Here is a 24,573-nt window from a genome sequence, read left to right as displayed (position 1 = left end):
GACACTATGCAAGATGCTTTCTCCGCGGCAGACAGCCTGCTGCTCAAGCCTTACGGTCTGGACGAGGCGGCTTTGGAAGCCACGCTGGCGCGCATGCGCCACCACGCCATCGACTACGCCGATCTCTATTTTCAATACACCCGCAGCGAGGCCTGGAGCCTGGAAGAGGGCATCGTCAAGTCCGGCAGCTTCAGCATTGACCAAGGCGTGGGCGTGCGCGCGGTGGCCGGTGACAAGACCGCCTTCGCCTATTCCGACGCCATCAGCCTGGAAGCGCTGAGCCGCTCCGCCGACGCGGTGCGCGCCATCGGTCAGGCGGGCGGGGACGGTTCCGCCGGCGCGCAGACCCGGCGCGCGCCCAAGCCGCTGTACCCGGCGCTGGACCCCTGCCACAGCCTGGAGGCGGCGGCCAAGGTGGCCTTGCTGGAAAAAGTGGAGCGGATGGCGCGGGCGCAGGACCCGCGGGTGATCCAGGTGATGGCCGGCATGGCCAGCGAATACGACGTGGTCTACGTGGCGCGCCACGACGGCGTGCGCGCCGCCGACGTGCGGCCGCTGGTGCGGCTGTCGGTGATGGTGATCGCCGAGCAGAACGGCCGCCGCGAGCAGGGCTCCAGCGGCGGCGGCGGCCGCTTCGACCTGGCCTACTTCGACGACGAGGTGCTGGAGCGCTACGCGCGCCAGGCGGTGCATCAGGCGCTGACCAATCTGGATTCGCGGCCGGCGCCGGCGGGCCAGATGACCGTGGTGCTGGGGCCGGGTTGGCCCGGCGTGCTCTTGCACGAGGCGATAGGCCATGGCCTGGAAGGCGATTTCAACCGCAAGGGCACTTCGGCCTTTTCCGGCAAGATCGGCCAGCGGGTGGCGGCGCCGGGCGTCACGGTGGTGGACGACGGGGTGATGGAAGAGCGCCGCGGTTCTCTGGCGATAGACGACGAGGGCAATCCCACTCAGCGCACCGTGCTGATAGAGGACGGCGTGCTCAAGGGTTATATGCAGGACGCGATGAATTCGCGCCTGATGCAGGTGGGCGCCACCGGCAACGGCCGCCGCGAGTCCTACGCCCACATCCCGATGCCGCGGATGACCAATACCTATATGCTGGCCGGCCAGCACGATCCGCAGGAAATCATCGCCTCGGTCAAGGACGGCCTGTACGCGGTCAATTTCGGCGGCGGCCAGGTGGACATCACCAGCGGCAAGTTCGTGTTTTCCGCGTCGGAAGCCTGGCGCATCGAAAACGGCAAGCTCAGCTATCCGGTCAAGGGCGCCACCCTGATAGGCAACGGGCCGGACGTGCTCAACTACGTCAGCATGATAGGCAATGATTTGCAGCTGGATCAGGGCGTCGGCGTCTGCGGCAAGGAAGGCCAGAGCGTGCCGGTGGGCGTGGGCCAGCCCACGCTGCGCATAGACGGCGGCCTGACCGTGGGCGGCACCGGCGGCTAAGAACCTGTTCACGATCTACTGCGCTGCGGCGATACAGCGTTAAAAACAAGCTCAAAATGCTCATGTACCACGTGTACATTCCGCTTTTTCGCTCGTTTTTGCCTTGTCTCGCTCTTGCTCGCGAGATTGTGAACAGGCTCTAAGAACCTGCGTAAACAGGTTCTTTGAGAAAGGCGAAGCGCTGGAGCTTCGCCTTTTTTTACGCCTATTTTCAAATTGAACAAGCAGATCATCCAAATTTAAAGCCAATTATCAAATCCCTTCGGCGGCGACACAATGCGCTGGTCCGGTGTCGCCGTGTTGGCGACGCCGCAATCGGGAGACGATGATGAAAGCTTTGACCTTGGCGCTGGGCTTCGGCCTGGCCTTGACCGCGGCCTTCGCCGGCGCGGCGGAAAACCTGCCGCAACCGGCGCGGGTGTGGGCGGACCGTCCGGCCGGCAGCACGGCGGCGGTGAAACTGGCCGCGCTGCGTTACGCGGCGTTCTGGAACAGCGGCGATCCGCGTTACGCCGAACTGGCCTTGGACCCCGACTTCATCGACCGCACCCTGCCCTCCGGCCGTCAGCAGGGCGTGGCCGGGCCCTTGCAGGCCTCGCGCCAGTTCCGCGCCGCGGTGCCGGATTTGAAGGTGGACGTCACCGACATGGTGCTGGCCGGCGACCGCGTCGCGCTGCGCCTGCATTTCCAGGGCCATTTCAGCGGCCGCTTCGGCGACGTGCAAGGCCAGGGCCAGCCGGTGGAGTTCCAGGCCTTCGACCTGTACCGTGTCAAGAACGGCCGCATCGCCGAGAACTGGCACCTGGAAGACAATCTGACCCTGATGCAGCAACTGGGCGTGGTGAAGCCATGAGCGCGGGGGATTTTGCTTTCCACGGCCAGACCGTGGCGGTGTTGGGCGGCGGCTCCGGCATCGGCCGGGCGGTGGCGGACGCGGCCGCGGCGGCCGGCGCGCGGGTCTATGTGCTGGGACGCAGCGCCCAATCTGAGTCGGATCGTGAAGGCATCCAGGCGGACATGACCGACAGCCGGGCATTGGCCCGGGCCTTCGCCGACATCGGCCGCATCGATCATCTGGTGCTGACCGCCGGCGCCCGGGTCGGCGCGCCGGCCTTGGCCGAGTTGAGCGAGGAGGCTTTGCGGCAGACTTTTGACGTCAAGCTGTTCGGCAGCCTGCTGGCGGTGCGCGAGGCCTTGCCCTATCTGACGGAGCGGGCGTCGGTGACCTTCACCTCCGGCTTGCTGGCGCGCAAATTCTCCAGCGGCGGCCTGCTGAAAAGCACGGTCAACGCCGCGCTGGAAGCGGCGGCCAAGAATCTGGCCAAGGAGCTGGCGCCGCGCCGCGTCAACGTGGTCAGCCCCGGCGTGGTGGACACCGAGCTATGGGGCGAGGCCGGCTCGGTCGCGCGCCAGGCGACGTTGGCGCGCATCGGCCAGGGCCTGCCCGTCGGCCGCGTCGGCCAGCCGCGGGAATTGGCGCAAGCCTATCTGCTGGCGATGGCCAACGGCTTCATCTCCGGCGCGGTGCTGGACGTGGAGGGCGGGGCCTTGTTGTAGGCCCTGGCCCAAGAGAGAGGACTCGAGATGTCCGATACCCTACCCATTAATCGTCGCCAGTTCCTGGCCGGCGCGGCCGCGGGCGGCACCGCGCTGATGCTGGCGCACGGCGCGGCGCTGGCGGCGACAGGAGCAAGCAAGATGACGACAATTTCAACAAGCGGCGGCGCCTTCTGGCCGAACGGCGCCCGCCTGGCGATTTCGATTTCCATGCAGTTCGAGGCCGGTGCGCAGCCGGAGCGCGGCGCCAGCGGGCCGTTTCCGCCGCTGGACCCCAAGTACGCGGATCTGCCGATGCAAAGCTGGTACGACTACGGCGTGAAGGAGGGCATTCCGCGGCTGCTGGACTTGTGGGACCGCACCGGGGTCAAGGTGACTTCGCACATGGTGGGGCAGGCGGTGGACCGCAGCCCGCGGCTGGCGCGCGAGATCGTGGCGCGCGGCCACGAGGCGGCGGCGCACGGCCAAACCTGGGAGCCGCAATACCCGATGACGCCGGAGCAGGAACTGGCGGCCTACAGCGCCAATATCGCCAGCATCGAGCGCGCCACCGGCACGCGGCCGGTGGGCTTCAACGCCTTCTGGCTGCGCGGCACGCCCAATACCCTGAGCATTCTGCAGCAACTGGGCTTTCTCTATCACATCGACAACGTCAGCCGCGACGAGCCGTTCACGGTGGCGGTCAAGGGCCAGCCGTTCGTGGTGGTGCCCTATACCTTGCGCAACAACGACATCGTGCGTTTCGACTCGCCGGCGCTGAGCAATGAGGCTTATCTGTCGGATCTGAAGGCCGAATTCGACGTGCTCTACGCCGAGGCGGGTTCGCGGCGGCGGATGATGTCGATCAGCACCCACGACCGCATTTCCGGCTCGCCGGCGCGGGTCAAGGCGCTGGAGCAGTTCATCCGCTATGCGCAGAGCCATGCCGGCGTCGCCTTCATGCGCAAGGACGAGATCGCGCGCTACGCCTTGCAGGCGGACAAGGTGCCGGCGGACTGAGAGCCTTGGGTCTTGAGTCGCGTTCCACAACCGCGGGACGGCCATTGGCCGCGCCGCGGTTTTCTTAGAGCCTGTTTACGATCTCGCGAGCTAAGGCGAGACAAGGCGAAAACGGTTGAAGAAGCGGAATGTACAGGTGTTACATGAGCATTCTGAAAGCGTTTTCAACGCTGTATCGCCGACGCGCAGCAGATCGTAAACAGGTTCTTACAATTGGGCGCCGGCCTCCGGCAGCAGGGCGGTGGCCGGCAGCGTCGACAGCCGCTCGCGCAGGAAATCGATCAGCCGACGAATGCGCAGCGGCTGGCCGCGCTGGCCGGGGTAGAGCAGGTGCAGCGGCGCGCTGTCGGTGAAGTACTCGTCCAGCACCGTGAGCAGGCGGCCCTGGCGCAGATCGTCGGCGATGTCCAGCAGCGATTTGTAGGCGAAGCCCTGGCCTTGCAGCGCCCAGCGGCGGATCACCTCGCCGTCGTTGCTCTGCTGCGCGCGCTCCAGCCGCAGCGCGCGGCGCTGGCCGTGCTCTCGGTACGGCCATTCGTGCATCGGGCCGTCGCCGGTGACCAGGGTCAGCGTCGGCAGCTCGGCCAGCTGCCGCGGATGGCTGGGCATGCCGGTGCGCGCCAGCAGCGCCGGCGCGGCGCAAACCACGCGGCGGCTGGCGGCCAGTTCGCGCGCGATCAGGCTGCTGTCCGCCGGCTGGCCGTAGCGGATGGCGATGTCGATGTCCTCGCCGATCAAATCGGCCGGGGTGTCGTCCAGCTGCAAGGCGAAATGCACCGCCGGGTGCAGGCGGCGGAATTCGTCCAGGCAGTCCAGCAAGGCGTGGCGGCCCAGGTCCGACGGCGCCGACAGCCGGATCAGGCCGCTGAGTTCGCGCTGCTCGCGCTGCAGCCGGTCCTGGCCTTGCTGCAGGGTGTCCAGCGCGCGCTGGCAGTGGTCGCGGAAGACTTCGCCGGCCTCGGTCAGCCGCAGCTGGCGGGTGGTGCGCTGGAACAGCCGGCTGTCCAGCGCGGCCTCCAGCCGCTGGATGCAGGCGCTGGCGGCGGCGGGGGACAGGCCTTGCTTGCGGCCGGCGGCGGAGAAGCTGCCCAGTTGGGCGGCGTCGAGGAAGAGGCGTAGGTCGTTGAGTCGATCGAGCATGAGCGTGGCCCGGGCGCGGCAGCGCCCGGGCGGGGAGGGGTTTAAATGGTTTCGGTATTGGCCAGCAGCCATTCGCGCGCCGCGCCGTCCACCAGCGGCAGCAAGCGCGCGCGCACCTCGGCGTGGTACTGGTTCAGCCAGTCCACCTCGGCGCGGGACAGCAGGTTGAAGTCCAGGCAGCGGGTGTCGATGGGGCACAGGGTCAGGGTTTCGAAGCGCAGGAAGTCGCCGAATTCGTTCTGCGACGAGGCCACGTTCAGCACCAGGTTCTCGATGCGCACGCCCCAGCGGCCCGGGCGGTAGACGCCGGGCTCGATCGAGGTGACCATGCCTTCCTGCATCGCCATATTGGCGTCCGGCACCGCGCGGGAAATGCTTTGCGGGCCTTCGTGCACATTGAGGAAGTAGCCGACGCCGTGGCCGGTGCCGTGGCCGAAGTCGATGTCCTGCTGCCACAGCGGCGCGCGCGCCAGCGCGTCCAGCATCGGCGACAGGGTGCCGCGCGGGAAATGAGCCATGGACAGGCCTATGGTGCCTTTCAGCACCAGGGTGAAGTCGCGCTTCTGCTCGGCGGACGGCGCGCCGACCGCCACCACGCGGGTGATGTCGGTGGTGCCGCCCAGGTATTGGCCGCCGGAGTCTATCAGCAGCAGGCCGTCGCCCTTGATCTCGCTGTGGGCGGCTTCGGTGGCGTGGTAGTGCGGCAGCGCGCCGTTGGCGTTGAAGCCGGCGATGGTGCCGAAGCTGGGCGACACGAAGCCGGGCCGGCGCGCGCGCGCGGCGGTGATTTCCTCGTCTATGGTCAGCTCGGTGACGCGGCTGCGGTTGACCTCGCCTTCGAACCAGGCGAAGAACTCGCACAGGGCCGCGCCGTCCTGTTCCATCGCGCCGCGGATGTGGGCGGCCTCTTCCTCCGTCTTGCAGGACTTGAACAGGGTGCTGGGATTGATCGCCTCGATCACGCGGGCGGCCGGGTTGACCGCCTGGCGCAGGCCCAGGGTCACGCGGCGCGGGTCCAGCAGCAGGCTGGCGCCGGCCGGCAAGGCGGCGAGCGCCGGTTTGGCCTGGGCGTAAGGTCGCACTTCGACGCCGTCGGCCGCCAGTTGGGCGCGCAGCTCGGCGGAAATCTTGCCTTCGCCGACGAAGAGGGTGGCCTGCCGACGGCTCAGCAGCGCGTGGCTGATGAAGACCGGATTGTAGTTGACGTCGCTGCCGCGCAGATTGAAGCTCCAGGCGATGTCGTCCAGCGTGGACAGGAAGTGCCAGTCGGCGCCGGCCTCGTCCATGGCGGCGCGCAAGCGCGCCAGCTTGTCGGCGCGGCTTTGCGGCGCGAAGGCCGATTCATGTTGATAGACCGGCGCGTCCGGCAGCGGCGGGCGCTGCGGGTCGATGGCGTCTATCAGGTCCAGATCGGTGCGCAGCCGGGCGCCGGCCTGTTCCAGCGCGGCTTGCAGCGCCTTGGCCGCGGCCAGGCCCAGCGAGTCGCCGTCCACCGCCAGCGTTTGGCCGGCGCTCAGGGTCTTGGCGATCCAGCCCAGGTGGTCGGCGCTGGCGGCGCTGACGATCTTGACCAGCTGGATGCCGCTGCCGGCCAATTCGGCTTCCGCTTGCACCCAGTAGCGGCTATCGGCCCAGACGCCGGCGAAGTCGCGGGTGACGATCAGCGTGCCCATGGAGCCGGTGAAGCCGGACAGCCATTGGCGGGCCTGCCAGCGCGCCGGCAGGTATTCCGACAGATGCGGGTCCGAGGAGGGCACCAGACAGGCGTCGACGCCGGCGTTCTTCATGGCGGCGCGCAAAGAGGCGATGCGTTGCGGAATGGTGTCCAATTGCGGGGTTGCGAGGGTGTTCATGCCGGCTCCGGGGGATGTATGCCATGCATTCTGTGGCTAATGAAACCGGGGCGCAAGAGTATGAGCATAGCTGATGATTGCCATGTCATTTTGGCTGGGGGCGCGGGCGTCGGACGCCCGCCTTCGCTCAAGACCCGCTGTCGTCGAATTGAACCGTGGGCACGGCTTTGCGCAGGCCGTGCGTCAGGCACAGCAAATACGCCACGCCCGCGGCGAGCCAGGCCAGGCCGATTTGCAGGGTGAGCGCCGATAGGCTGGTCCATAGCCATAGCGTCAGGGCAAATCCAATCGCCGCAGGCAAGCCATAACGCAGCCAGGCGCTGAATGGATGCGGCTTGCCGTCCAGCAGATAGGTTTTGATCACCGCCAGATTGACCACCGAGAACGCGACCAGCGCGCCGAAACTGATCAGGGAGGCCAGGGTGGCCAAATCCATCACCAGCGCCAGCAGGGAACAAAGGGATACCACCAGTATCGACCAGATCGGGGTGTTGAAGCGTTGCGACAGACCGGCGAAGACCCGGTGCGGCAAGACGCGATCCCTGCCCATGCTGTACAGAATGCGCGAGACCGAGGCTTGGGAGGCCAGCGCCGATCCAAAAGCCCCGGCCACATAGCTGGCGGTGAAAAAACTGACGAAATAGGGGCCGGCGATGCGCTGCATCACTTCATTGGCGGCGGAGTCCGCATGCTGGAACCGGCTGCCGGGGAAAGCCAGCTGGCTGATGGCCGCCAGCAGGATGAACAGCAGTCCCGCTGCTATCGTCGTGATGATGATGGCCCGCGGGATGTCGCGGTGCGGTTCCCGCGCCTCTTCCGCCAAAGTGGACACCGCGTCAAAGCCCAGAAAGGACAAACACAGGATGGCCGCGCCGGCCAGCACCGGAGCCAGGCCGATGGCGCTGCCGTCCCCCTGCCACGGGGCCAGCAGATCCACGCTGCTCTGAGTCATGATCTGCCGGGCGGCCAGCGCGACAAACACCAGAACAAAGACGAGTTGAGCGGCCACCAGCACATTGCCGAAACGCGACACCGATTGAATGCCCAGCACATTAAACACCGTGACCAGCGCGATCATGGTCACGATAAAGCCCCAGGCCGGCACTTGAGGAAAGCTTTGATGCAGGTAGATGCCGATCACCAGATAATTGATCATCGGTAAAAACAGGTAATCGAGCAATAAAGACCAGCCGGCCAGAAAGCCCGCCATCGGACCAAAGCTTTTACGGGCGTAAGAATAGGCCGAGCCTGCAACCGGGTAACGGCCGACCATGCGGCTGTAAGACAGCGCGGTGAAAAAAATGGACAACAAGGTGAGCAGATAAGCCAAAGCGGTGCGGCCGCCGGTGACTTGAGTGACCACGCCATAGGTGGTGAATACGGTCAAGGGCACCATATAGACCAGGCCAAACAAGGTCAGCGCCGGCAGCGATAAGACTCGGCGCAGCGATCCGGCGTAGGGCAGGGGCTGCGCGGGCGCCGTCATGGGGAACGGGGGGGATCCTGGCATCATGATGCTCCTCTATTGTCGGCCAGCGCTTTGGCGCCTGTCCAAAGTCCGCTGCGCGTCGTTAACCGTCTCTTGGGACCGGCTATTGTTGTCGATTCAAGCCGCTTGCTATCCATGGCGCTTATCGTAGCAAGGCTTTCTCCGCGGCCTCGACGGCTTGCTCGAAAGTGTCCGCGATGAGATCGGCCTGCTCCAGGCTCAGGGTCAACGGCGGCGAAATGATGAAGGTGTCCGCCAGATTGCGTATCAACACCCCGTGTTGACGGCAGTAGTCGGAGATATAGGCGCCGAAGCCCAGATCCAGATCAAAAGGCTGTTTGCCGGCGGGGTCGGCCACCAGTTCCACGCCTATCATCAGGCCCAGGCCGCGGACATCGCCCATATGGGGATGCGTGTTCTTTATCCTTGTCAGGCGCTGCAATAAATGACCGCCCACCTTGGCCGCGTTTGCCGTCAGCTTGTCCCTTTCGATGATCTCCAGATTGGCCAGCGCCGCCGCGCAGGCCAGCGGATGGCCGGCATAGGTGTTGCCGTGATAGAAGGCGGTTGGGCTGAACTGGCGGGCGTCGCTGGAGTGAAACGCCGACTCCACCCGCTGGTTGATCAAAGTCGCGCCCAGCGGGATGTAGCCGCTGTTAATCCCTTTGGCGAATACCATGATGTCCGGCTTCACTCCCCAATGCCGGCTGCCGAACAGCTTGCCAATGCGGCCGAAACCGGTGACCACTTCGTCCGCGATCAGGAGCACGCGATGGCGGTCGCACACCTCGCGCACCAAGGGCCAGTAATTGGCGGGCGGGACGATGACGCCGCCGGCGCCTTGCACCGGTTCGGCAATGAAGGCCGCCACGCTGCCGGGGCCCTGATGCAGGATTTCCCGCTCCAGCAATTGCGCGCATAAGCGGCCTAGGGTGTCTGAATCGTCGGTGTAGGGGTTGCGGTATAGATGGGGGGTGTCCACTTGGCTGAAGCCCGCCAGCAAGGGCTCGTAAGCCTGGCGATAAGCGGTGCTGCCGTTCGCCGACAAGGCTCCCAGGGTGACGCCGTGGTAAGCCTGCTTCAGCGAGATGATTTTATGGCGCTCCGGCTCGCCGCTTTGCCGCCAGTACTGGCGGGCCAGTTTAAACGCCGCCTCATTGGCTTCCGAGCCGCCGGAGGAGAAAAAGGCGGCGCTCATGCCTTCCGGCTCCGTCATCCGGCATAAGCGTTCGGCCAGCGCCAGGGCCGGCTGCGTGGTGGTGCCGCCAAAAATCGAATAAAAACCCAGCTGGTTCAATTGTTGGGTGATCGCCTCCTTGATTTCCGGATGGTCGTGCCCGACGTTCACATTCCACAAGCCGCCTTGCCCATCAAGATAGCGTTTCCCGGTTTGATCGAAGACATGGCAACCCGAAGCGCGATCGATCCGCAACGGCGGATGCGCGGCAATATGGCTGGCATTGGCGAAGGGGTACAAGAGATGGCCGGTGGGATGGCGATTGGCCGTGCTGCTCATGATGTTCTCTCCTCGGTTTTACGATGCGGCGCCGGTTGGTTTCGATGGCCGGCGTTCTGCTGTCCTACTGCTCCTGATTCAGCGTCATCCACACCCCCTTGGTCTGGGTGTAGGCCAGCAACGCGTCAAAGCATTTGTCGCGGCCATTGCCGGACTCTTTCCAGCCGCCGAACGGCAGTTGCATATCGCCGTCCATATAGCTGTTGACGTAGACCATGCCGGCTTCGACCTCGCGCGCGAAGCGATGCGCGTGGTTGAGGTTTTGGGTCCAGATGCCCGCCGCCAGGCCAAAGCGGCTGTCATTGGCGATGGCGATGGCCTGGTCCAAGCCGGATACCGGCATCACGCAGGCCACCGGGCCAAAGATCTCTTCCCGCGCGATGCGCATGCCGTTGTCCACGCCGGCGAACACCGTGGGGTTGACGTAGGCGCCGTGTTCCAGGTGGCGCGGAGCGTCGCCGCCCAACAGGCATTGCGCGCCGGCTTGCCGGCCCAGCGCGATGTAATCCAGCACGCGCCGCTGCTGACCGCGGCTCACCAGCGGGCCCATGCTGGTGGCCGGGTCCAGCGGGTCTCCCGGGAGGTGATGGCTGCGCGCGGCGCTTAGGAAGGCGTCGAGGAAATCAGGAAGAATGCTTTGCTCCACCAACAGGCGGGAGCCGGCGCAGCATACCTGGCCTTGATTGCCGAATACGCCCATGGCCGCCCAGCGCGCGGCGGCCTCCAGGTCCTGGACATCGGCCAGAATCACATGGGGGGACTTGCCGCCGCACTCCAAGGACAGTTGCTTCATATTGGACTGGCCCGCGTAGCCCAGCATCAGCTTGCCCACTTCCACCGAACCGGTGAAGGCGATCTTGTCGACATCCCGATGCAAGGCCAGCGGCCGGCCGCAGCCAGGCCCGTCGCCGGTCAGCACATTGAATGCCCCGGGCGGGCCGCCGGCCTCGATGAAGAGCTTGGCCAGCCATAAAGCGCTGAGCGGAGACTCCTCCGCCGGCTTGAGCACCACGGAGTTGCCGGCCGCCAGCGCGGGCGCGATCTTCCAGCAGCTCATCAGCAGGGGGTAATTCCAGGGCACCACGCAGGCCACCACGCCCAAGGGCTGACGCAGCACAAAGCTATGGATGTGGTGGGCGGTTGCGCCCACCGTGCCCTGCACCTTGTCGATGGATTCCGCGGTAAAGCGCAGGCATTGCACGCTCAGGGGCAGGTCCACCGTCAGCATCTCGCTGATCGGCTTGCCCATGTCCAGGCAGTCCAGCAAGGCGAAGGTGCGCTGATGTTGTTCGATCAAATCGGCGAGCCGATTGAGCACGGCCATACGCTCCCGCGGCGGCCGTCTGGACCAGGCGCCGGATTGAAACGCGCGCCGCGCGGAATTGACGGCGAGATCCACATCCTGGCCATCGGCGCTGGGCAGCTCGGCCAGGATTTGGTCATTGCTGGGATTGACGCTGGCGAAGCGCCGGCCGGAACGCGCCTGGCGAAAATCCCCGTCAATGAACAGCCCCAGTTCCAAGGGCGACTCCTTGGCCAGGGCGCGCCAGTCGGCGGCGGATAGGGGTTCAGCGCTCATCGTCGGCTCCTGAGTCTAATAGATGGGGAAAGGCGCCCAGCGCTTCAAACTGGCCGGCCAGCGACAGCAATTGCCGGTCCGCCCCGCGCGCGCCGATGAATTGCAGCCCAAGCGGTCTGCCGTCCGGAGTCAGGCCGCAGGGGACGACGCAGGCGGGATGCTGGCTCAGATTGAGCGGGAAGCTGAAGCCGGCCCACTCCGTCCAGGCCGCGCCATCGCCGGCCGGCTGTCGCGAGGCGATGGGGAAGGCCGCCAAGGGAGTGGCCGGCGCCAGCAGCAGATCGAACCGGCTCATCGTCTGGTCCATGAAGGCGCCAAACTCGGCGCGCCGGGTCTGAGCCGCGACCAAGTCCGCCGCGCTCAGGGCCAGGCCGCGTTCGGCTATCTCGACAAAGCCCGGGTCCAGTTGTCCGCGCAGGGCCGGCGCCACCCTGGACAGCCGGTTGGCCGCGCCGCTGAACCAGTGCTTTTGGAAAACATCGAGCAGATCGATATCGGGGAGCTCGAATGGCTGGATCTCCACCCCCAAGGAGCGCAGCAGACTCAAGGCCCGTTCCATGACCGCGGCCACTTCCGGCCGCAGCTGGCCGCAGGCCGGGGTGGACCAGTACGCCACTCTGGCCCGGCTGAGCGCCAAGGGCGGGAAGGCGGGCGGGTTGCCGATGGGCTGATGCCAGTCGCGCAGGTCGCGGCCGCTCATCGCGTCCAGCATGGCGCTGACGTCGCCGACGCAGCGCGCGATCGGACCAAGATGCGCCAGGGTGCCGAAGGCGCTGCCGGGATAGGCGGGCACCCGGCCAAAGCTCGGCTTGTGTCCGACCAGGCCGCAGAAGGCCGCCGGGATGCGAATGGACCCGCCGCCGTCCGTCCCCAGGTGCAATACGCCCGCGCCGGCGGCGGCCGCCACGGCCGCGCCGCCGGAAGAGCCGCCCGGCGTCAGCTCAGGCCGCCAAGGATTGCGCGTAATCCCATGCAGCGGATTATCGGTGACGGCTTTCCAGCCGAATTCCGGCGTTGTCGTCATGCCCAGCAAGACGGCGCCGGCGGCGCGCAAGCGAGCCACCGACGGCGCGTCGCTGTCGCAAACCGCCGCGCTGCTGCTGTGGCTGCCATAGCGCACGCTCCAGCCTTGCACCTGGACGATGTCCTTGATCGTGACCGGCACGCCATCGATGGGCGACAAGGGACGGCCCCGCCGCCAACGCTCATCGGCCGCGGCGGCGGCGGCGAGCGCGCCGGCGCGGTCGATGGAAGCGAAGGCGTTGTATCGGTCTTGGACCGCCGAGGCCCTGGCCAGCGCCGCGTCCGCGACTTCAAGCGGAGAAAGGCTTGCCGCGGCGTAGCGGGCGGTCATGGTTTGCACGTTCAGCCGGCAGAGCGGGGACGCGTCCGCCAGCGGATTTGTAGAAATAGATGACATACTCAGCTCCAAGGTAAGGAGCGGCGTGGCCGCAATGGCATGACTGGGCGGTGGTGTTGCCTGGCGATGATGGTAAGCAAACGGGGCGGCGCGGAAAAACGCATTTTTCGCGGCAAGTTGCGCTGTTTTTATGTGTAAGAGCCTGTTCAAAGTCTTGCGAGCGAGAGCGAGACAAAGCGTTGCGGCTGAAGAAGCGGAATGGTCATACGGTGCATGAGCATTCTGAAGCTGTTTTCAAGGCCGTATCGCTGAAGCGCGGCGGACTTTTAACAAGCTGCTCAATGCCGGCGAGGGGGCGGGGCCATGAATATTTCGATTAGACAAATCCGTTATGTCTATGAGGTGGCGTTGACGGGCAGCATCGCGGCGGCGGCGGAGTCGATACCGATTTCCAAATCCGCCTTGTTGAGCGCCATCATTCATGTGGAACACCAAATCGGATTTCGGATTTTTGAACGCCGCCCGGCGCGAGGCGTAAAAATCACCCCGGCGGGCAAGCAATTCATGCTGGCGGCGCAGGATATGTTGGAGGCGAAGTCGACGTTTAATCGCAGCATCGCCAATCTGACGCGGCCGGGCGCCGTACAATTGCGGATTGGCTGTTTTGAGCCGTTTGGCGCTTTATTCATGCCGGATGTGCTGAAGCGCTATATACAGGGCCAGGGCGAAGTCGACATCCAGCTGCGGGAAGGAGATCAGTCGCAACTGCGCGGCTGGCTGGCGGCCGACGAGGTGGATTTGATCGTGACCTACGATATCGGCTTTCACTTGGACGAGGAGGTCAGCCGTATCTGCAAAGTGCCCTGTCATGCCTTGCTGTCGAGACAAGACCCGCTGGCGGAACAAGAGTCGGTCTCCTTGGCGGATTTGGCGCTGCGGCCGTTGGTATTGCTGGATTTGCCGCAGACGGCGGCGTATTTGCTGGCCTTGTTCGCGATATCGCCTTGTCAGCCTCATGTGCGCTTCAGGACGCGCTCTTATGAAACCGTGCGCGCGGCGGTTTCCGCGGGATTCGGCTGTTCCATCCTGAATATGTGCCCGTCCGGCAGCGCCACTCGGGACGGACCGGCGTTGATACGAAGACCGTTCTCCGATTTCAGCCCCGCGCCCACGCTGATCGTGCAGGATAAACATGGTCGGGAAAAACCCGCTTTCATCCAGGATTTTATTAGCGCGACGCAGCAGCATTTTCGCCAACTGGGGCCGGAGGGTTTCGCCGTGGCGATCCCGGCCTTGGCGGCGACTTTGTTTCAGGTGTAAGTATTGATTGAACCATTTAAAAGACGATTGGAACCGCCGCTCTGGCCTTGACGCCCGGATGGGTATTTTATCGCCATGGCAAGCCCGGATGAGGTCTATACTGGAGCCGGCATTGGCACCGCCGATGCACGCCAAGGAGCTGATCATGAGTAAATCAAGACACAGCAGCAAGGAAGCCAAAAAACAGCCGTTGATGACGCCCAAGGAGAAGCGGGCGGCCAAACATCAGAAGAAGCATGGGCCGGACGGGGCGCCCATCATTGTCCCTCACTAAGGCGAGCGCCGCGGCGATGCGGCTGCCTTGATGTGCTGAGCGCCTCGCTGGTTTTGATCCGTGCGCTGTTTCCCTTCACGGTCCATGCGACCGTCTACGCCGGCCAGCGGGCCGGCCAATCGCCCAAACCTCCTGCCTTTGCGGCCAGGAGGTTTTTGTTTGGCGCGGATTGCTTGCGGATCAAGGGCAGGCGCGCGCCGCCAAAATATGCTTGTTGATTTTTTTCGGCGGAGACGATAGCTTTACCGGCTTTATTCGGGGCCGGCCGCCGTGAACGCGGCGGGGCGGGGGACAGGCGATGCAACAGGTCATCGAGGCGACGGGCTATCACGCCCATGTGTATTTCGACGCGGCGCAGCAAGCCGCGGCGCGGCGGCTGCGCGAGGCGGTGGCGCAGCGCTTCGCCGTGGAATTGGGGCGCTGGCGAGAGCAGGCTTACGGGCCGCATCCGGTGGGCGCGTATCAGATCGCCTTCGCGCCGGCCTTGTTCGGCGAGATCGTGCCGTGGCTGATGCTGAACCGGGAAGGGCTGAGCGTGCTGCTGCATCCGCTGACCGGCGACGATGTCGAGGACCACAGCGACTTCGCCATGTGGCTGGGCGCGCCGCTGGAGTTGAACATGGACTTTCTGCACCAGCACGGCGACAACGGGCGCTCGGGCTAGCCGCGGCGGGCGCGGCCAAAACAAAACCCACCGGCCGGAGCCGGTGGGTTTTGTGATTGACGGGTACCGGTTTTAGCGCCGTTCCACCGCCAGCGCCACGCCCATGCCGCCGCCTATGCACAGCGTGGCCAGGCCCTTCTTGGCGTCGCGGCGCTGCATTTCATGCAGCAGGGTGACCAGCACGCGGCAGCCGGAAGCGCCGATCGGGTGGCCCAGCGCGATGGCGCCGCCGTTGACGTTGACCTTGTCCGGGCCCCAGCCCAGTTCGCGCGCCACGCCCAGCGCCTGGGCGGCGAAGGCTTCGTTGGCTTCCACCAGATCCAGCTCTTCCACCTTCCAGCCGGCCTTGTCCAGCGCCTTGCGGGTGGCGGCCACCGGGCCTATGCCCATGATTTCCGGCGCGCAGCCGGTCAGCGCGTAGCCCTTGATCGCGGCCAGCGGCTTCAGGCCCAGCTGGTCCGCCTTCTGGGCCGACATCAGCAGCACCGCGGCGGCGCCGTCATTGATGCCGGAAGCGTTGCCGGCGGTGACGGTGCCTTCCTTCTTGAAGGCTGCGCGCAGCTTGGCCAGGCCTTCGGCGCTGGCGTCGTGCTTGATGAACTCGTCGTTGTCGAAGGCCAGCGGATCGCCCTTGCGCTGCGGCACCAGCACCGGGGTGATTTCGTCCTTGAACTTGCCGGCTTTCTGAGCGGCGGCGGCGCGTTGCTGCGAGGCCAGCGCCAGCGCGTCCTGCTCTTCGCGGCCGATGCCGTACTTTTCCGCCACGTTTTCAGCGGTGATGCCCATGTGGTAGGCGTTGTAGGCGTCGGTCAGGCCGTCGTTGACCATGGTGTCGATCAGCTGGGCGTTGCCCATGCGGAAGCCGTCGCGCGAGCCGGGCAGGATGTGCGGCGACAGGGACATGCTTTCCTGGCCGCCGGCGATGACGATGTCGGCGTCGCCGTTGGCGATGGCCTGGGCGCCCAGGTGCACGGCGCGCAGGCCGGAGCCGCAGACCACGTTGAGGGTGGTAGCCGGGGTGGTGACCGGCAGGCCGGCCTTGATCAGCGCCTGGCGCGCCGGGTTCTGGCCGCTGCCGGCGGTCAGCACCTGGCCGAGAATGACTTCACTGACGTCTTCCGGTTTCAGGCCGGTTTTGGCCAGCAGGGATTTGATGACGGTGGCGCCCAGTTCCGGGGCCGGGATCTTGGCCAGCGCGCCGCCGAAACTGCCGATGGCGGTGCGGGTTGCTGCGACAATCACGACTTCCATGTTTTTCTCCGTCTCTCTCTTCAATGTGACCGCGAAGGTCGGTGTGTCGGCCAGCGCGTCGGCGGCGGGGCGGGGAAGCCGCTAAAGCGTTTCGAAGCGGCTTTCAACGCCCTTGCCCAACTATCCCGCCGAGGCGCGGCAGACTTTGAACAGTTTTTCTTAGAGCCTGTTTATGATCTCGCGAGCTAAGGCGAGACAAGGCGAAAACGAGCGAAAAGCGGAATGTGCACGTGGTACATGAGCATTTTGAGCTCGGTTTCAACGCCCATGTCTATCCATCCCGCCGACGCGCAGCAGATCGTAATCAGGTTCTTATTGCAGGCTGGCCACCACGCTGGGCATGGCCTTGGCCAGCACATAGCTGCCCGGCGCCGCTTGCAGCGGCGGGAAGTCTTTGCTGCCCAGGCTCTTGGGCGCGGCGACTTTCTTGCCGGATTGAGGGGCCAGCCAGGCGTCCCAGTCCTTCCACCAGCTGCCGGGGCGGCTTTCCGCGGTTTCCAGCCAGGCGTCCGCGTGCTGGGGCTGGGCGTCGTTGACCCAGTAATTGCGCTTGTCCTTGGTCACCGGGTTGATCGAACCGGCGATATGGCCGGAGGCGCCCAGCACGAAGCGCCGCGACGGCGCGCCGGTCAGGTAGTGGATGCCGGAGTAGGCGGAGCTCCACAACACGATGTGATCTTCGCGCGCGGCGAAGATGTAGACAGGGATGTCGATCTTGGAAACGTCGATGGGCACGCCGCACAGGGTGATGGAACCCGGCTTGGTCAGCGCGTTGTTCATGTAGAACTGGCGCAGCATGAAGGTGTGCATCGGCAGCGGCAGGTCCACCGCGTCGTTGTTCCAGTAGAGCAGGTCGAACGGCGCCGGCGTCTTGCCCAGCAGATAGTTGTTGACCACGTAGTTCCACACCAGATCGTTGGCGCGCAGGCTGGCGAAGGTGCGGCCTATCTCCTTGCCGCTGATGATGCCGCCGGCGGCGATCTTGGCTTCGCGGCTGGCCACCAGATTCTCGTCGATGAAGTAGGAGATCTCGCCCGGCTCGGCGTGATCTATCAGCGAGGTCATGAAGGTGGTGGAGTCGAAGTATTTGAGTCCGCGCGCCTGCAGCACGCACTGGGTGGTGGTCAGGATCACGCCGCCGACACAGAAGCCCAGCGCGTTCATGCTGTCCTGCTTGCTGATCTTGCGCACGGTTTCCGCCGCGGCGATCACGCCTTTCTCGATATAGCTTTCCCAGGTGAAGTGCTTCATCTCCGGTTCCGCCGAGCGCCAGCTGATCAGGAATACGCGGTAACCCTGGGCGACGAAGTGACGGACCATGGAGTTGTCCGGCTGCAAATCCATCAAGTAGTACTTGTTGATGCAGGGCGGCACGATCAGCAGCGGCTTTTCGTAGACCTGGCCGGTGGTGGGGGTGTACTGGATCAGTTCGATCAATTCATTGCGGAACACCACCTCGCCCGGGGTGACCACGATGTTTTTGCCGATCTCGAACTGGCTCTCGTCCGACATCGAGATATGGCCCTTCTGGAAATCCTCCAGCATGTTCTTCATGCCGTCGACCAGGCTTTCGCCCTTGGTCTCTATCGCCCGTTTCATCACGTCCGGGTTGGTCAGCATGAAGTTGCTGGGGGAGACCGCGTCCAGGTATTGGCGGGTGGCGAAGGCCAGCTTGTCCTTGGCTTCTTCCTCCAGCTGGGCGTTGTCCACCAGCTCGGTCATCCATTTGCTGGTGAGCAGATAGCCTTGCTTGAGGAAATGGTAGAACGGGTGTTCGTCCCATTCCGGCGAGGCGAAGCGGCGATCGCCCTTTTTCGCCGAGGCGTCGCCGTTGGCGGGCGCCTGGCCCAGGAATTGCGACCACAGATTCATCTGCTGCTGATACAAGCTGCTTTGCCAGGCGAACAGCTGGCCGGCGTTGCTGAGCATGGCGCCCCAGGCGTTGGCCAGCGGCAGTTCAGCATTTCCAGGTTGCGGCGGCAGCGGCAGGTTGTTGACGAACTGCTGCATCCATTGCTGGTTGGCCTCGGATAGGCTGGCGAAGAAACTATCCAGCGGGTTTGTACTTTCTTGGGTCAAAGCTGTCTCCTGAAACGTGCCGAAGCGTTATCGAAGCTTTCCTGCATTGGACCGTGTAACAAAGTGTGCGGTCGCAAGGTACGCCATGACTGTAACAGGGTTGCATGACATTTTCACCGGGAGGAGGACGATAAGGCGCGTCGAAAGCCGCATCTTGTTGCCGCAGTGCACAATCTGCCTAGCTGTCCTTTCGGCCTGGCATGCCGGGGGGGTGGAAATTATGGGATAATCGCGAGCTGGTAAGCTTGGCGTTGAACAGAACGGGAAAGGATGGTCATGACGGCATTCAAGGCGCGCTTGGGCGATCAGGAGGTCGCGGTGGGCAATATCTTCTGCATCGGGCGCAATTACGCCGCCCACGCGGCGGAATTGAACAACCCGCTGGAGGACGAGCCGCTGGTGTTCCTGAAACCGACGTCGGCGCTGGCCGGAGAGGGCGAGCCCCTGCGTTTGCCCGACTATTCCCGCGACGTTCACCACGAGTGCGAACTGGTGCTGCTGATAGGCAAGGGCGGCCGCGACATTGCGGAGTCCGAAGCGCTCGGCCATGTGGCCGGCTACGGCATCGGTCTGGACATGACGGCGCGCGATGTGCAATCGGCGGCCAAGAGCAAGGGGCAGCCCTGGACCAAGGCCAAGGGCTTTCCCACCGCCGCCTGCCTGTCTCGTTTGGCGCCGGCGGAGCGGGTGGCCGATCCGCAGCGGCTGAGCTTCGAGTTGCGCGTCAACGGCGAACTGCGCCAGCAGGGCGACACCGGCCTGATGCTGTTCCCGGTGGCCGCCGTCATCGCCTATCTGTCGCGGATCTACGGCCTGCAGGCCGGCGATCTGATTTATACCGGCACGCCGGAAGGCGTGGCCGCGGTGCGTTCCGGCGACCGGCTCAGCCTGAAGCTGGAGGGCCTGGCCGCCGCCGAATGGAGCGTGCTCTGATGGCGGCCTCAGGCGAGGACGAGGGCAAGGTCCGTCTCGACAAATGGCTGTGGGCTGCCCGTTTCTTCAAGACCCGGCAGCTGGCGCACGAGGCGCTGGAGCTGGGGCGGGTGCAGGTCAACGGCGACCGGGTCAAGGCGTCGCGGGTGGTCAAGGAGGGGGACCAGCTGGTGATGCGCATCCATCAGCTGGAATACCGCGTCGAGGTGCTGGCGCTGAGCACCCAGCGCCGGCCGGCGCAGGAGGCGCGGCTGCTCTACCGCGAGGACGAGGCTTCTCAGCGCGCGCGTGAAGAGCAGGTGCTGCTGTTGAAGTCGGAGCGCGCCAGCTTCCCGCACGGGGACGGCCGTCCCACCAAGAAGGCGCGGCGGGATATCGGCAAGTTCAAAGGGCAATTTTAAGAGGCGGTTCACAGTCCGCTGCGCGTCGGCGATACGGCGTTGAAAACGTTTTCGCCTTGTCTCGCTCTAGCTGGCGAGACTTTGAACAGGCTCTAAAAAGCCGCTCAAAGTCTGCGCGCCATTTTCAACCAGAAACCCGTCAAGGGCCGAGCTTCAGATCATGTCGTCTTCCGCGTCACCCGCCGTATCCCTGCTGCCGTTCAGCCTGTTCTATTTCAGTTATTTCGCCTTCCAGGGCCTGTTCAGTCCGTTCTGGGGGCTCTATCTGCAATCGCTGTCCTTCTCCGCCTGGCAGATCTCGGTGCTGATGGCCTTGTCCACGCTGGCGCGCATCGTGGCGCCCGGCTTCTGGGGCTGGCTGGCGGACCGGCGCGGCCGCCGGCGCGCCATCATTCTGACGACGTCGCTGCTGTCGGCGGCGGCCTTCCTGCTGGTGGGACTGGACCGCGCTTTCTGGTGGGTGTTCGTCAGCCTGGCGGTGTCCCACTTCTTCTGGGCGGCGGCGCTGCCGCTGGTGGAGGCCAGCACCGCCCACCTGACGCGCGCGCAGCCGGGGCGTTACAGCCGGGTGCGGGTCTGGGGCTCGATAGGCTTCGTCTGTCTGGCGATGAGCGGCGGCCTGCTGCTGGATGGCATCGGCATTGGCAATCTGCCCTGGGCGCTGTGCGCGCTGCTGGCCCTGGTGGCCGCGGCGGCCTGGCGGGTGCCGGAAGTGGCCGCCGAGCGCAAGAGCGGACCGTCGGCGCCGATAGCGGCCACGCTGCGGCGGCCGGAGGTGATGGCCTTGTTCGGCTGCTGCTTCCTGATGGCCTTCGCCCACGGCCCTTACTACACTTTTTTCTCCATCGGCCTGAAGCAGGCGGGTTATGAGCAAGGCGCGATCGGCATGCTGTGGGGGCTGGGCGTGGTCAGCGAGGTGGCGGTATTCCTGCTGATGCCCAAGATCATGGCGCGCGCGCGTTTGGAAACGCTGATGCTGGCGTCGCTATTGGCGGCGGCGCTGCGTTTCGCCTTGATCGCCGCCGCGGCCGAGCTGGCCTGGGTGGCGATAGGCGCGCAGCTGTTGCACGCGCTGACTTTCGGCCTGCACCACGCCGCCTCGGTGGGCTTGATCCACCGCATGTTCGACCCACATCACCACGGCCGCGCCCAGGGTCTGTACATCATCGCCTCGTTTGGGGTTGGCGGCAGCGCCGGCGGCCTGATCGGCGGGCTGGTGTGGCCGCACGGCGGCATGGCGACGACGTTCGCGATGTCGACGGCCGCCGCCGCGCTGGGCGTGTTGCTGTGCCGGCGCTGGCTGCGGCCGGCGGCGCCTGCTCAGGCGGGCTGATCTTTGAACAGGGCCGGCGGCACGAAGTAACAGCTGTCGCCGTCGATGCCGGGCAGTTCGATCCGGCCCTGATAAAGCAGGCCGATTTTCTCCAGCACGCGGATGGATGCCTGGTTGTGCGGCGCGGTGATGCCCACCACCACCACGTGGCCCAGTTGCTCGCGGCCGTGTTCTATGGCGGCCAGCGCGGCTTCGCTGGCGTAGCCGCAGCCCCAGTATTGCTCCAGGAAGGCGTAGCCGATGTCCGGGTAGTCCAGGCCGTCGCGCTTGACTAGGCCGCAGATGCCGACCGGGGCGCAGTCGTCCAGCCGTTCCACCAGCAAGAGGCCGTGGCCGTGCTTGCGATAGCTGGTTTGCGGGCCTTCCTCGATATAGCGCAGCGCGCCGAGCAGATCGTGGGCGTCCTTGTCGCCGATATTGGCGATGAAGGCCGGCTCGTTCAGCAGCTTGAGCATGAAGGGGGCGTCGCTGGCGTGCAGCGGACGCAGTTGCAGTCTGGCGGTGGCGATGTGATGCATGGCTGGTTCGGATTTCGCGGGATGAGGTCGTAAAAAAAGCCGACGGCGCAAGCGCCATCGGCTTTGATGCTAACAGGCCTGCGGCTCAGCACTCAACAATATTCACCGGCACTTCGATGACATTGATGGCCAGGCCGCCGCGCGCGGTTTCCTTGTACTTGGTGCTCATGTCCATGCCGGTGTCGCGCATGGTCTTGATCACCCGGTCCAGCGACACGAAGTGCTGGCCGTCGCCGCGCAGCGCCATGCGCGCCGCGTTGATGGCCTTGACCGAGGCCATGGCGTTGCGTTCGATGCAGGGCACTTGCACCAGGCCGCCCACCGGATCGCAGGTCAGGCCCAGATTGTGCTCCATGCCGATCTCGGCGGCGTTTTCCACCTGTTCCGGGGTGCCGCCCAGCACTTCGGCCAAGGCGCCCGCGGCCATCGAGCAGGCCGAGCCCACTTCGCCCTGGCAGCCCACTTCGGCGCCGGAGATGGAGGCGTTGAGCTTGAACAGCACGCCGATGGCGCCGGCGGTGAGCAGGAAGCGCACAATGCCGTCGTCGCTGGCGCCGGGCACGAAGCGGGCGTAATAGTGCATCACCGCCGGGATGATGCCGGCCGCGCCGTTGGTGGGCGCGGTGACCACGCGGCCGCCGCCGGCGTTTTCCTCGTTCACCGCCAGCGCGTACAGATTGACCCAGTCCATCACCGTCAGCGGGTCGCGCAGCGCCGCCTCGGGCGAGGCCAGCAGCTTGCGGTGCATGTCGGCGGCGCGGCGCTTCACCTTCATGCCGCCGGGCAGGATGCCTTCGCGCTCGCAGCCGCGCTTGACGCAGTCCTGCATCACTTGCCAGATCTTCAGCAGCTCGGCGCGCACTTGTTCCTCGCTGCGCCAGGCCAGCTCGTTCTCCAGCATGATCTGGCTGATGGATTTGCCGTGGCGCTGACACAAGGCCAGCAATTCCGCCGCGCTCTTGAACGGGTGCTTGAGCTCGGTGACGCCCGGCGGCACGAAGCCGGCGTCGATGGCGGCCTCGTCGACCACAAAGCCGCCGCCCACCGAGTAATAAGCGCGCTTGGACAGGCTGGCGCCGGCGGCGTCGAAGGCTTCGAAAATCATGCCGTTGGGGTGGTAGGGCAGGGTTTTTTTCTTGTGCAGAATCAGGTGTTCGCCTTCGACGAAGGGCACGGTCTGCTTGCCCAGCAGGGCGACGGATTTGTCGGCGCGGATGGCGGCCAGCATGCCGTCCACCGCGTCGGTGTCCACCAGGTCGGGCTGTTCGCCCTGCAGGCCCAGCAAGACCGCGACGTCGGTGCCGTGGCCCTTGCCGGTGGCGCCCAGCGAACCGAACATTTCGGCGCGCACGCTGGCGGTCTGAGCCAGCAACTCGTCTTTTTCCAGCCGGGCGATGAATTGGCGCGCGGCGCGCATCGGTCCAACCGTGTGGGAGCTGGACGGGCCGATGCCTATCTTGAACAAATCAAAAACACTGATGGCCATAATGCTTCTCTTTAAGGGCTGTGTCCCGCTAAGCGGGTTGTTGTCCGGACGGCCTGGGCCGTCCTTATTATTGTCGTTGTCATGGTTTCGCACGGCTTTGGCGCGAGGGCCGGCCTGCGCCTCGCCATCTTGCGGCAGCCGGGCAATCTAGACAAGCCGGCGACGGCTGTCAATTTAGAATTATAGAGTCAGGACTAAGTTGCGTCGGGGATTCGACGAGTTGAAACCGCTTCGCATTCGGACGGCATGAACCGGGCGGGTGGGAGGCCCTTTGTACAAGGCGAGGAGGGGAATGGGGCGTGAAAAAGCCCGGGCGAGCCGGGCTTGGAGCTTAGAACCTGTTTACGATCTGCTGCGCGTCGTGAGACGTGACACGGTGAGTACCCTTTCGAAATGCTCATGCACCACGCGTACATTCCGCGTTCTCAGCCGCTTTCGCCTTGTCTCGCCCTAGCTCGCGAGATCGTAAACACGTTCTTAGAACCTGTTCAAGGTCTGCTGCGCTTCGGCGATACAGCGTTGAAACCGAGCTCAAAATGCTCATGTACCACGTGTACATTCCGCTTTTTCTCTCGTTTTCGCCTTGTCTCGCTCTTGCTCGCAAGACTTTGAACCGCCTCTTAGACTGCGGCGGCGGTGAAGCGGCGGCGCAGATGCTGCGGTTTTTCCAGTTCGTCGACGATGGCCACGGCCAGGTCTTCCACGCTGATATCGGCCGGCTTGTCGCCGTTGAACAGCAGCTGATCGCCGCCCAGCCGGTATTTGCCGCTGCGCTCGCCCGGGTGGAGGAAGGCCGGCGGGGAGACGAAGGTCCAGTCCAGCGTGCTTTCCTCGCGCAGGCGGCGCAGCGCCTCGCGCACGCCCAGCGCGCCTTCCTTCCATTCCGCCGGGAATTCCGGGGTGTCCACCAATTGCACGCCGGGCGCCACTTCCAGGCTGCCGGCACCGCCCACTTCCAGGAAGCGCTTGACGCCCGCCTGCTTGACGCCGGCGACGATGGCGTCGTGGCCCTTGACGGCCAGCGCCTGGATGTCGGCCTTGTCCCAGCCGGGATTGAAGGCGCTGACCACGGCGTCGTGGCCGGCCACGGCGGCGGCGATCTGGCCGGCCTGGTAGGCATCGGCGGCCACGCCGCTCAGTTGCGGGTGTTGCGGCAGCTTGGACAGCGTGGTGACGATGGCGCTGACTTGATGATTGCGAGCCAGCAGTTCTTGCAAGACGGCCGAGCCGACAAAGCCGCTGGCGCCGATCAGAGCGATTTTCATGGGGATTCCTTTTCGCGATAAACGTGATGAAGTTTGATGGCGTTCAGAATAGCAGCTTGATTATAGAGCGATAATCCGGCAAAAATAAGATTGATAGTTTAGATGGA

At 65.0% G+C, this 24,573-nt stretch carries 21 protein-coding genes; 10 read left to right on the top strand and 11 right to left on the bottom strand.

Annotated elements, in window-relative coordinates:
* The first annotated feature begins 6 nt into the window (after positions 1–6).
* The 4 genes from tldD to JC616_RS13475 all read left to right on the top strand — a co-directional run bounded on the left by tldD (position 7) and on the right by JC616_RS13475 (position 4,005).
* Positions 7–1,449, top strand: a complete 1,443-nt coding sequence (tldD, locus tag JC616_RS13490) for a metalloprotease TldD (RefSeq protein WP_107798766.1) — start codon at positions 7–9, stop codon at positions 1,447–1,449.
* A gap of 328 nt (positions 1,450–1,777) precedes the next feature.
* Positions 1,778–2,302, top strand: coding sequence for an ester cyclase (locus JC616_RS13485; protein WP_227103582.1), 525 nt, complete (start codon positions 1,778–1,780; stop codon positions 2,300–2,302).
* Positions 2,299–3,006, top strand: a complete 708-nt coding sequence (locus JC616_RS13480) for an SDR family oxidoreductase (protein ID WP_227103580.1) — start codon at positions 2,299–2,301, stop codon at positions 3,004–3,006. Before JC616_RS13485 ends, JC616_RS13480 begins: the two co-directional genes overlap by 4 nt.
* A gap of 27 nt (positions 3,007–3,033) precedes the next feature.
* Positions 3,034–4,005: a polysaccharide deacetylase family protein gene (locus JC616_RS13475; RefSeq protein ID WP_227103578.1), complete on the top strand. Its 972-nt coding sequence runs from the start codon at positions 3,034–3,036 to the stop codon at positions 4,003–4,005.
* 207 nt (positions 4,006–4,212) lie between these two features.
* On the opposite strand, the gene JC616_RS13470 is transcribed toward JC616_RS13475, so the two are convergent.
* The 6 genes from JC616_RS13470 to JC616_RS13445 form a co-directional block, all read right to left on the bottom strand.
* Positions 4,213–5,145, bottom strand: coding sequence for a LysR family transcriptional regulator (locus JC616_RS13470; RefSeq protein WP_227103577.1), 933 nt, complete (start codon positions 5,143–5,145; stop codon positions 4,213–4,215).
* Between the two features lie 41 nt (positions 5,146–5,186).
* Complete coding sequence (locus JC616_RS13465; protein ID WP_227108591.1) at positions 5,187–6,974, bottom strand: aminopeptidase P family protein; 1,788 nt, start codon at positions 6,972–6,974, stop codon at positions 5,187–5,189.
* A 151-nt stretch (positions 6,975–7,125) separates the two neighbouring features.
* Positions 7,126–8,508, bottom strand: coding sequence for an APC family permease (locus JC616_RS13460; RefSeq protein ID WP_227103575.1), 1,383 nt, complete (start codon positions 8,506–8,508; stop codon positions 7,126–7,128).
* A 121-nt stretch (positions 8,509–8,629) separates the two neighbouring features.
* Positions 8,630–10,003 carry an aminotransferase class III-fold pyridoxal phosphate-dependent enzyme gene (locus JC616_RS13455; RefSeq protein ID WP_227103573.1) on the bottom strand — a complete coding sequence of 458 codons (1,374 nt, stop codon included), beginning with the start codon at positions 10,001–10,003 and terminating at the stop codon, positions 8,630–8,632.
* 64 nt (positions 10,004–10,067) lie between these two features.
* Positions 10,068–11,582, bottom strand: a complete 1,515-nt coding sequence (locus JC616_RS13450) for an aldehyde dehydrogenase (RefSeq protein ID WP_227103571.1) — start codon at positions 11,580–11,582, stop codon at positions 10,068–10,070.
* On the bottom strand, positions 11,572–13,002 hold the full coding sequence (locus JC616_RS13445) for an amidase family protein (protein ID WP_227103569.1): 1,431 nt from the start codon (positions 13,000–13,002) through the stop codon (positions 11,572–11,574). Before JC616_RS13445 ends, JC616_RS13450 begins: the two co-directional genes overlap by 11 nt.
* 303 nt (positions 13,003–13,305) lie before the next feature.
* On the opposite strand from JC616_RS13445, the gene JC616_RS13440 reads away from it, so the two are divergent.
* From JC616_RS13440 to JC616_RS13430, 3 genes are all read left to right on the top strand, one after another.
* Positions 13,306–14,262: a LysR family transcriptional regulator gene (locus tag JC616_RS13440; protein WP_107799436.1), complete on the top strand. Its 957-nt coding sequence runs from the start codon at positions 13,306–13,308 to the stop codon at positions 14,260–14,262.
* A 7-nt stretch (positions 14,263–14,269) separates the two neighbouring features.
* The gene (locus tag JC616_RS13435) at positions 14,270–14,536 is read left to right on the top strand and encodes a hypothetical protein (protein WP_146176645.1); all 267 of its coding nucleotides are present in this window, start codon (positions 14,270–14,272) and stop codon (positions 14,534–14,536) included.
* A gap of 298 nt (positions 14,537–14,834) precedes the next feature.
* Complete coding sequence (locus tag JC616_RS13430; RefSeq protein ID WP_227103567.1) at positions 14,835–15,200, top strand: DOPA 4,5-dioxygenase family protein; 366 nt, start codon at positions 14,835–14,837, stop codon at positions 15,198–15,200.
* Positions 15,201–15,272: 72 nt separating this feature from the next.
* On the opposite strand, the gene JC616_RS13425 is transcribed toward JC616_RS13430, so the two are convergent.
* Both JC616_RS13425 and JC616_RS13420 read right to left on the bottom strand, forming a co-directional pair.
* Complete coding sequence (locus tag JC616_RS13425; protein WP_227103565.1) at positions 15,273–16,451, bottom strand: acetyl-CoA C-acetyltransferase; 1,179 nt, start codon at positions 16,449–16,451, stop codon at positions 15,273–15,275.
* Between the two features lie 312 nt (positions 16,452–16,763).
* Positions 16,764–18,461 (bottom strand): PHA/PHB synthase family protein, encoded by a 1,698-nt coding sequence (locus JC616_RS13420; RefSeq protein ID WP_371926275.1) that lies wholly within the window; start codon positions 18,459–18,461, stop codon positions 16,764–16,766.
* A gap of 345 nt (positions 18,462–18,806) precedes the next feature.
* On the opposite strand from JC616_RS13420, the gene JC616_RS13415 reads away from it, so the two are divergent.
* The 3 genes from JC616_RS13415 (at position 18,807) to JC616_RS13405 (ending at position 21,197) form a co-directional block, all read left to right on the top strand.
* Positions 18,807–19,463 (top strand): fumarylacetoacetate hydrolase family protein, encoded by a 657-nt coding sequence (locus JC616_RS13415; protein ID WP_227103561.1) that lies wholly within the window; start codon positions 18,807–18,809, stop codon positions 19,461–19,463.
* Positions 19,463–19,864, top strand: a complete 402-nt coding sequence (locus tag JC616_RS13410) for an RNA-binding S4 domain-containing protein (RefSeq protein ID WP_227103559.1) — start codon at positions 19,463–19,465, stop codon at positions 19,862–19,864. Before JC616_RS13415 ends, JC616_RS13410 begins: the two co-directional genes overlap by 1 nt.
* 160 nt (positions 19,865–20,024) lie before the next feature.
* Positions 20,025–21,197 carry an MFS transporter gene (locus JC616_RS13405; protein WP_107799430.1) on the top strand — a complete coding sequence of 391 codons (1,173 nt, stop codon included), beginning with the start codon at positions 20,025–20,027 and terminating at the stop codon, positions 21,195–21,197.
* On the opposite strand, the gene JC616_RS13400 is transcribed toward JC616_RS13405, so the two are convergent.
* The 3 genes from JC616_RS13400 to JC616_RS13390 form a co-directional block, all read right to left on the bottom strand.
* Positions 21,185–21,715: a GNAT family N-acetyltransferase gene (locus tag JC616_RS13400; protein ID WP_227103557.1), complete on the bottom strand. Its 531-nt coding sequence runs from the start codon at positions 21,713–21,715 to the stop codon at positions 21,185–21,187. The genes JC616_RS13405 and JC616_RS13400 overlap by 13 nt on opposite strands.
* A gap of 85 nt (positions 21,716–21,800) precedes the next feature.
* Positions 21,801–23,201: an L-serine ammonia-lyase gene (locus JC616_RS13395; protein WP_107799428.1), complete on the bottom strand. Its 1,401-nt coding sequence runs from the start codon at positions 23,199–23,201 to the stop codon at positions 21,801–21,803.
* Between the two features lie 620 nt (positions 23,202–23,821).
* Positions 23,822–24,466 (bottom strand): NAD(P)-dependent oxidoreductase, encoded by a 645-nt coding sequence (locus tag JC616_RS13390; RefSeq protein WP_227103555.1) that lies wholly within the window; start codon positions 24,464–24,466, stop codon positions 23,822–23,824.
* Positions 24,467–24,573 lie beyond the last annotated feature (107 nt).

It is taken from the genome of Chromobacterium rhizoryzae (genome assembly GCF_020544465.1).
Classification (GTDB): Bacteria; Pseudomonadota; Gammaproteobacteria; order Burkholderiales; family Chromobacteriaceae; genus Chromobacterium.
The sequence above is the reverse complement of the archived record's forward strand: the minus strand, read 5'-3'. Positions and strand labels throughout refer to the sequence as shown.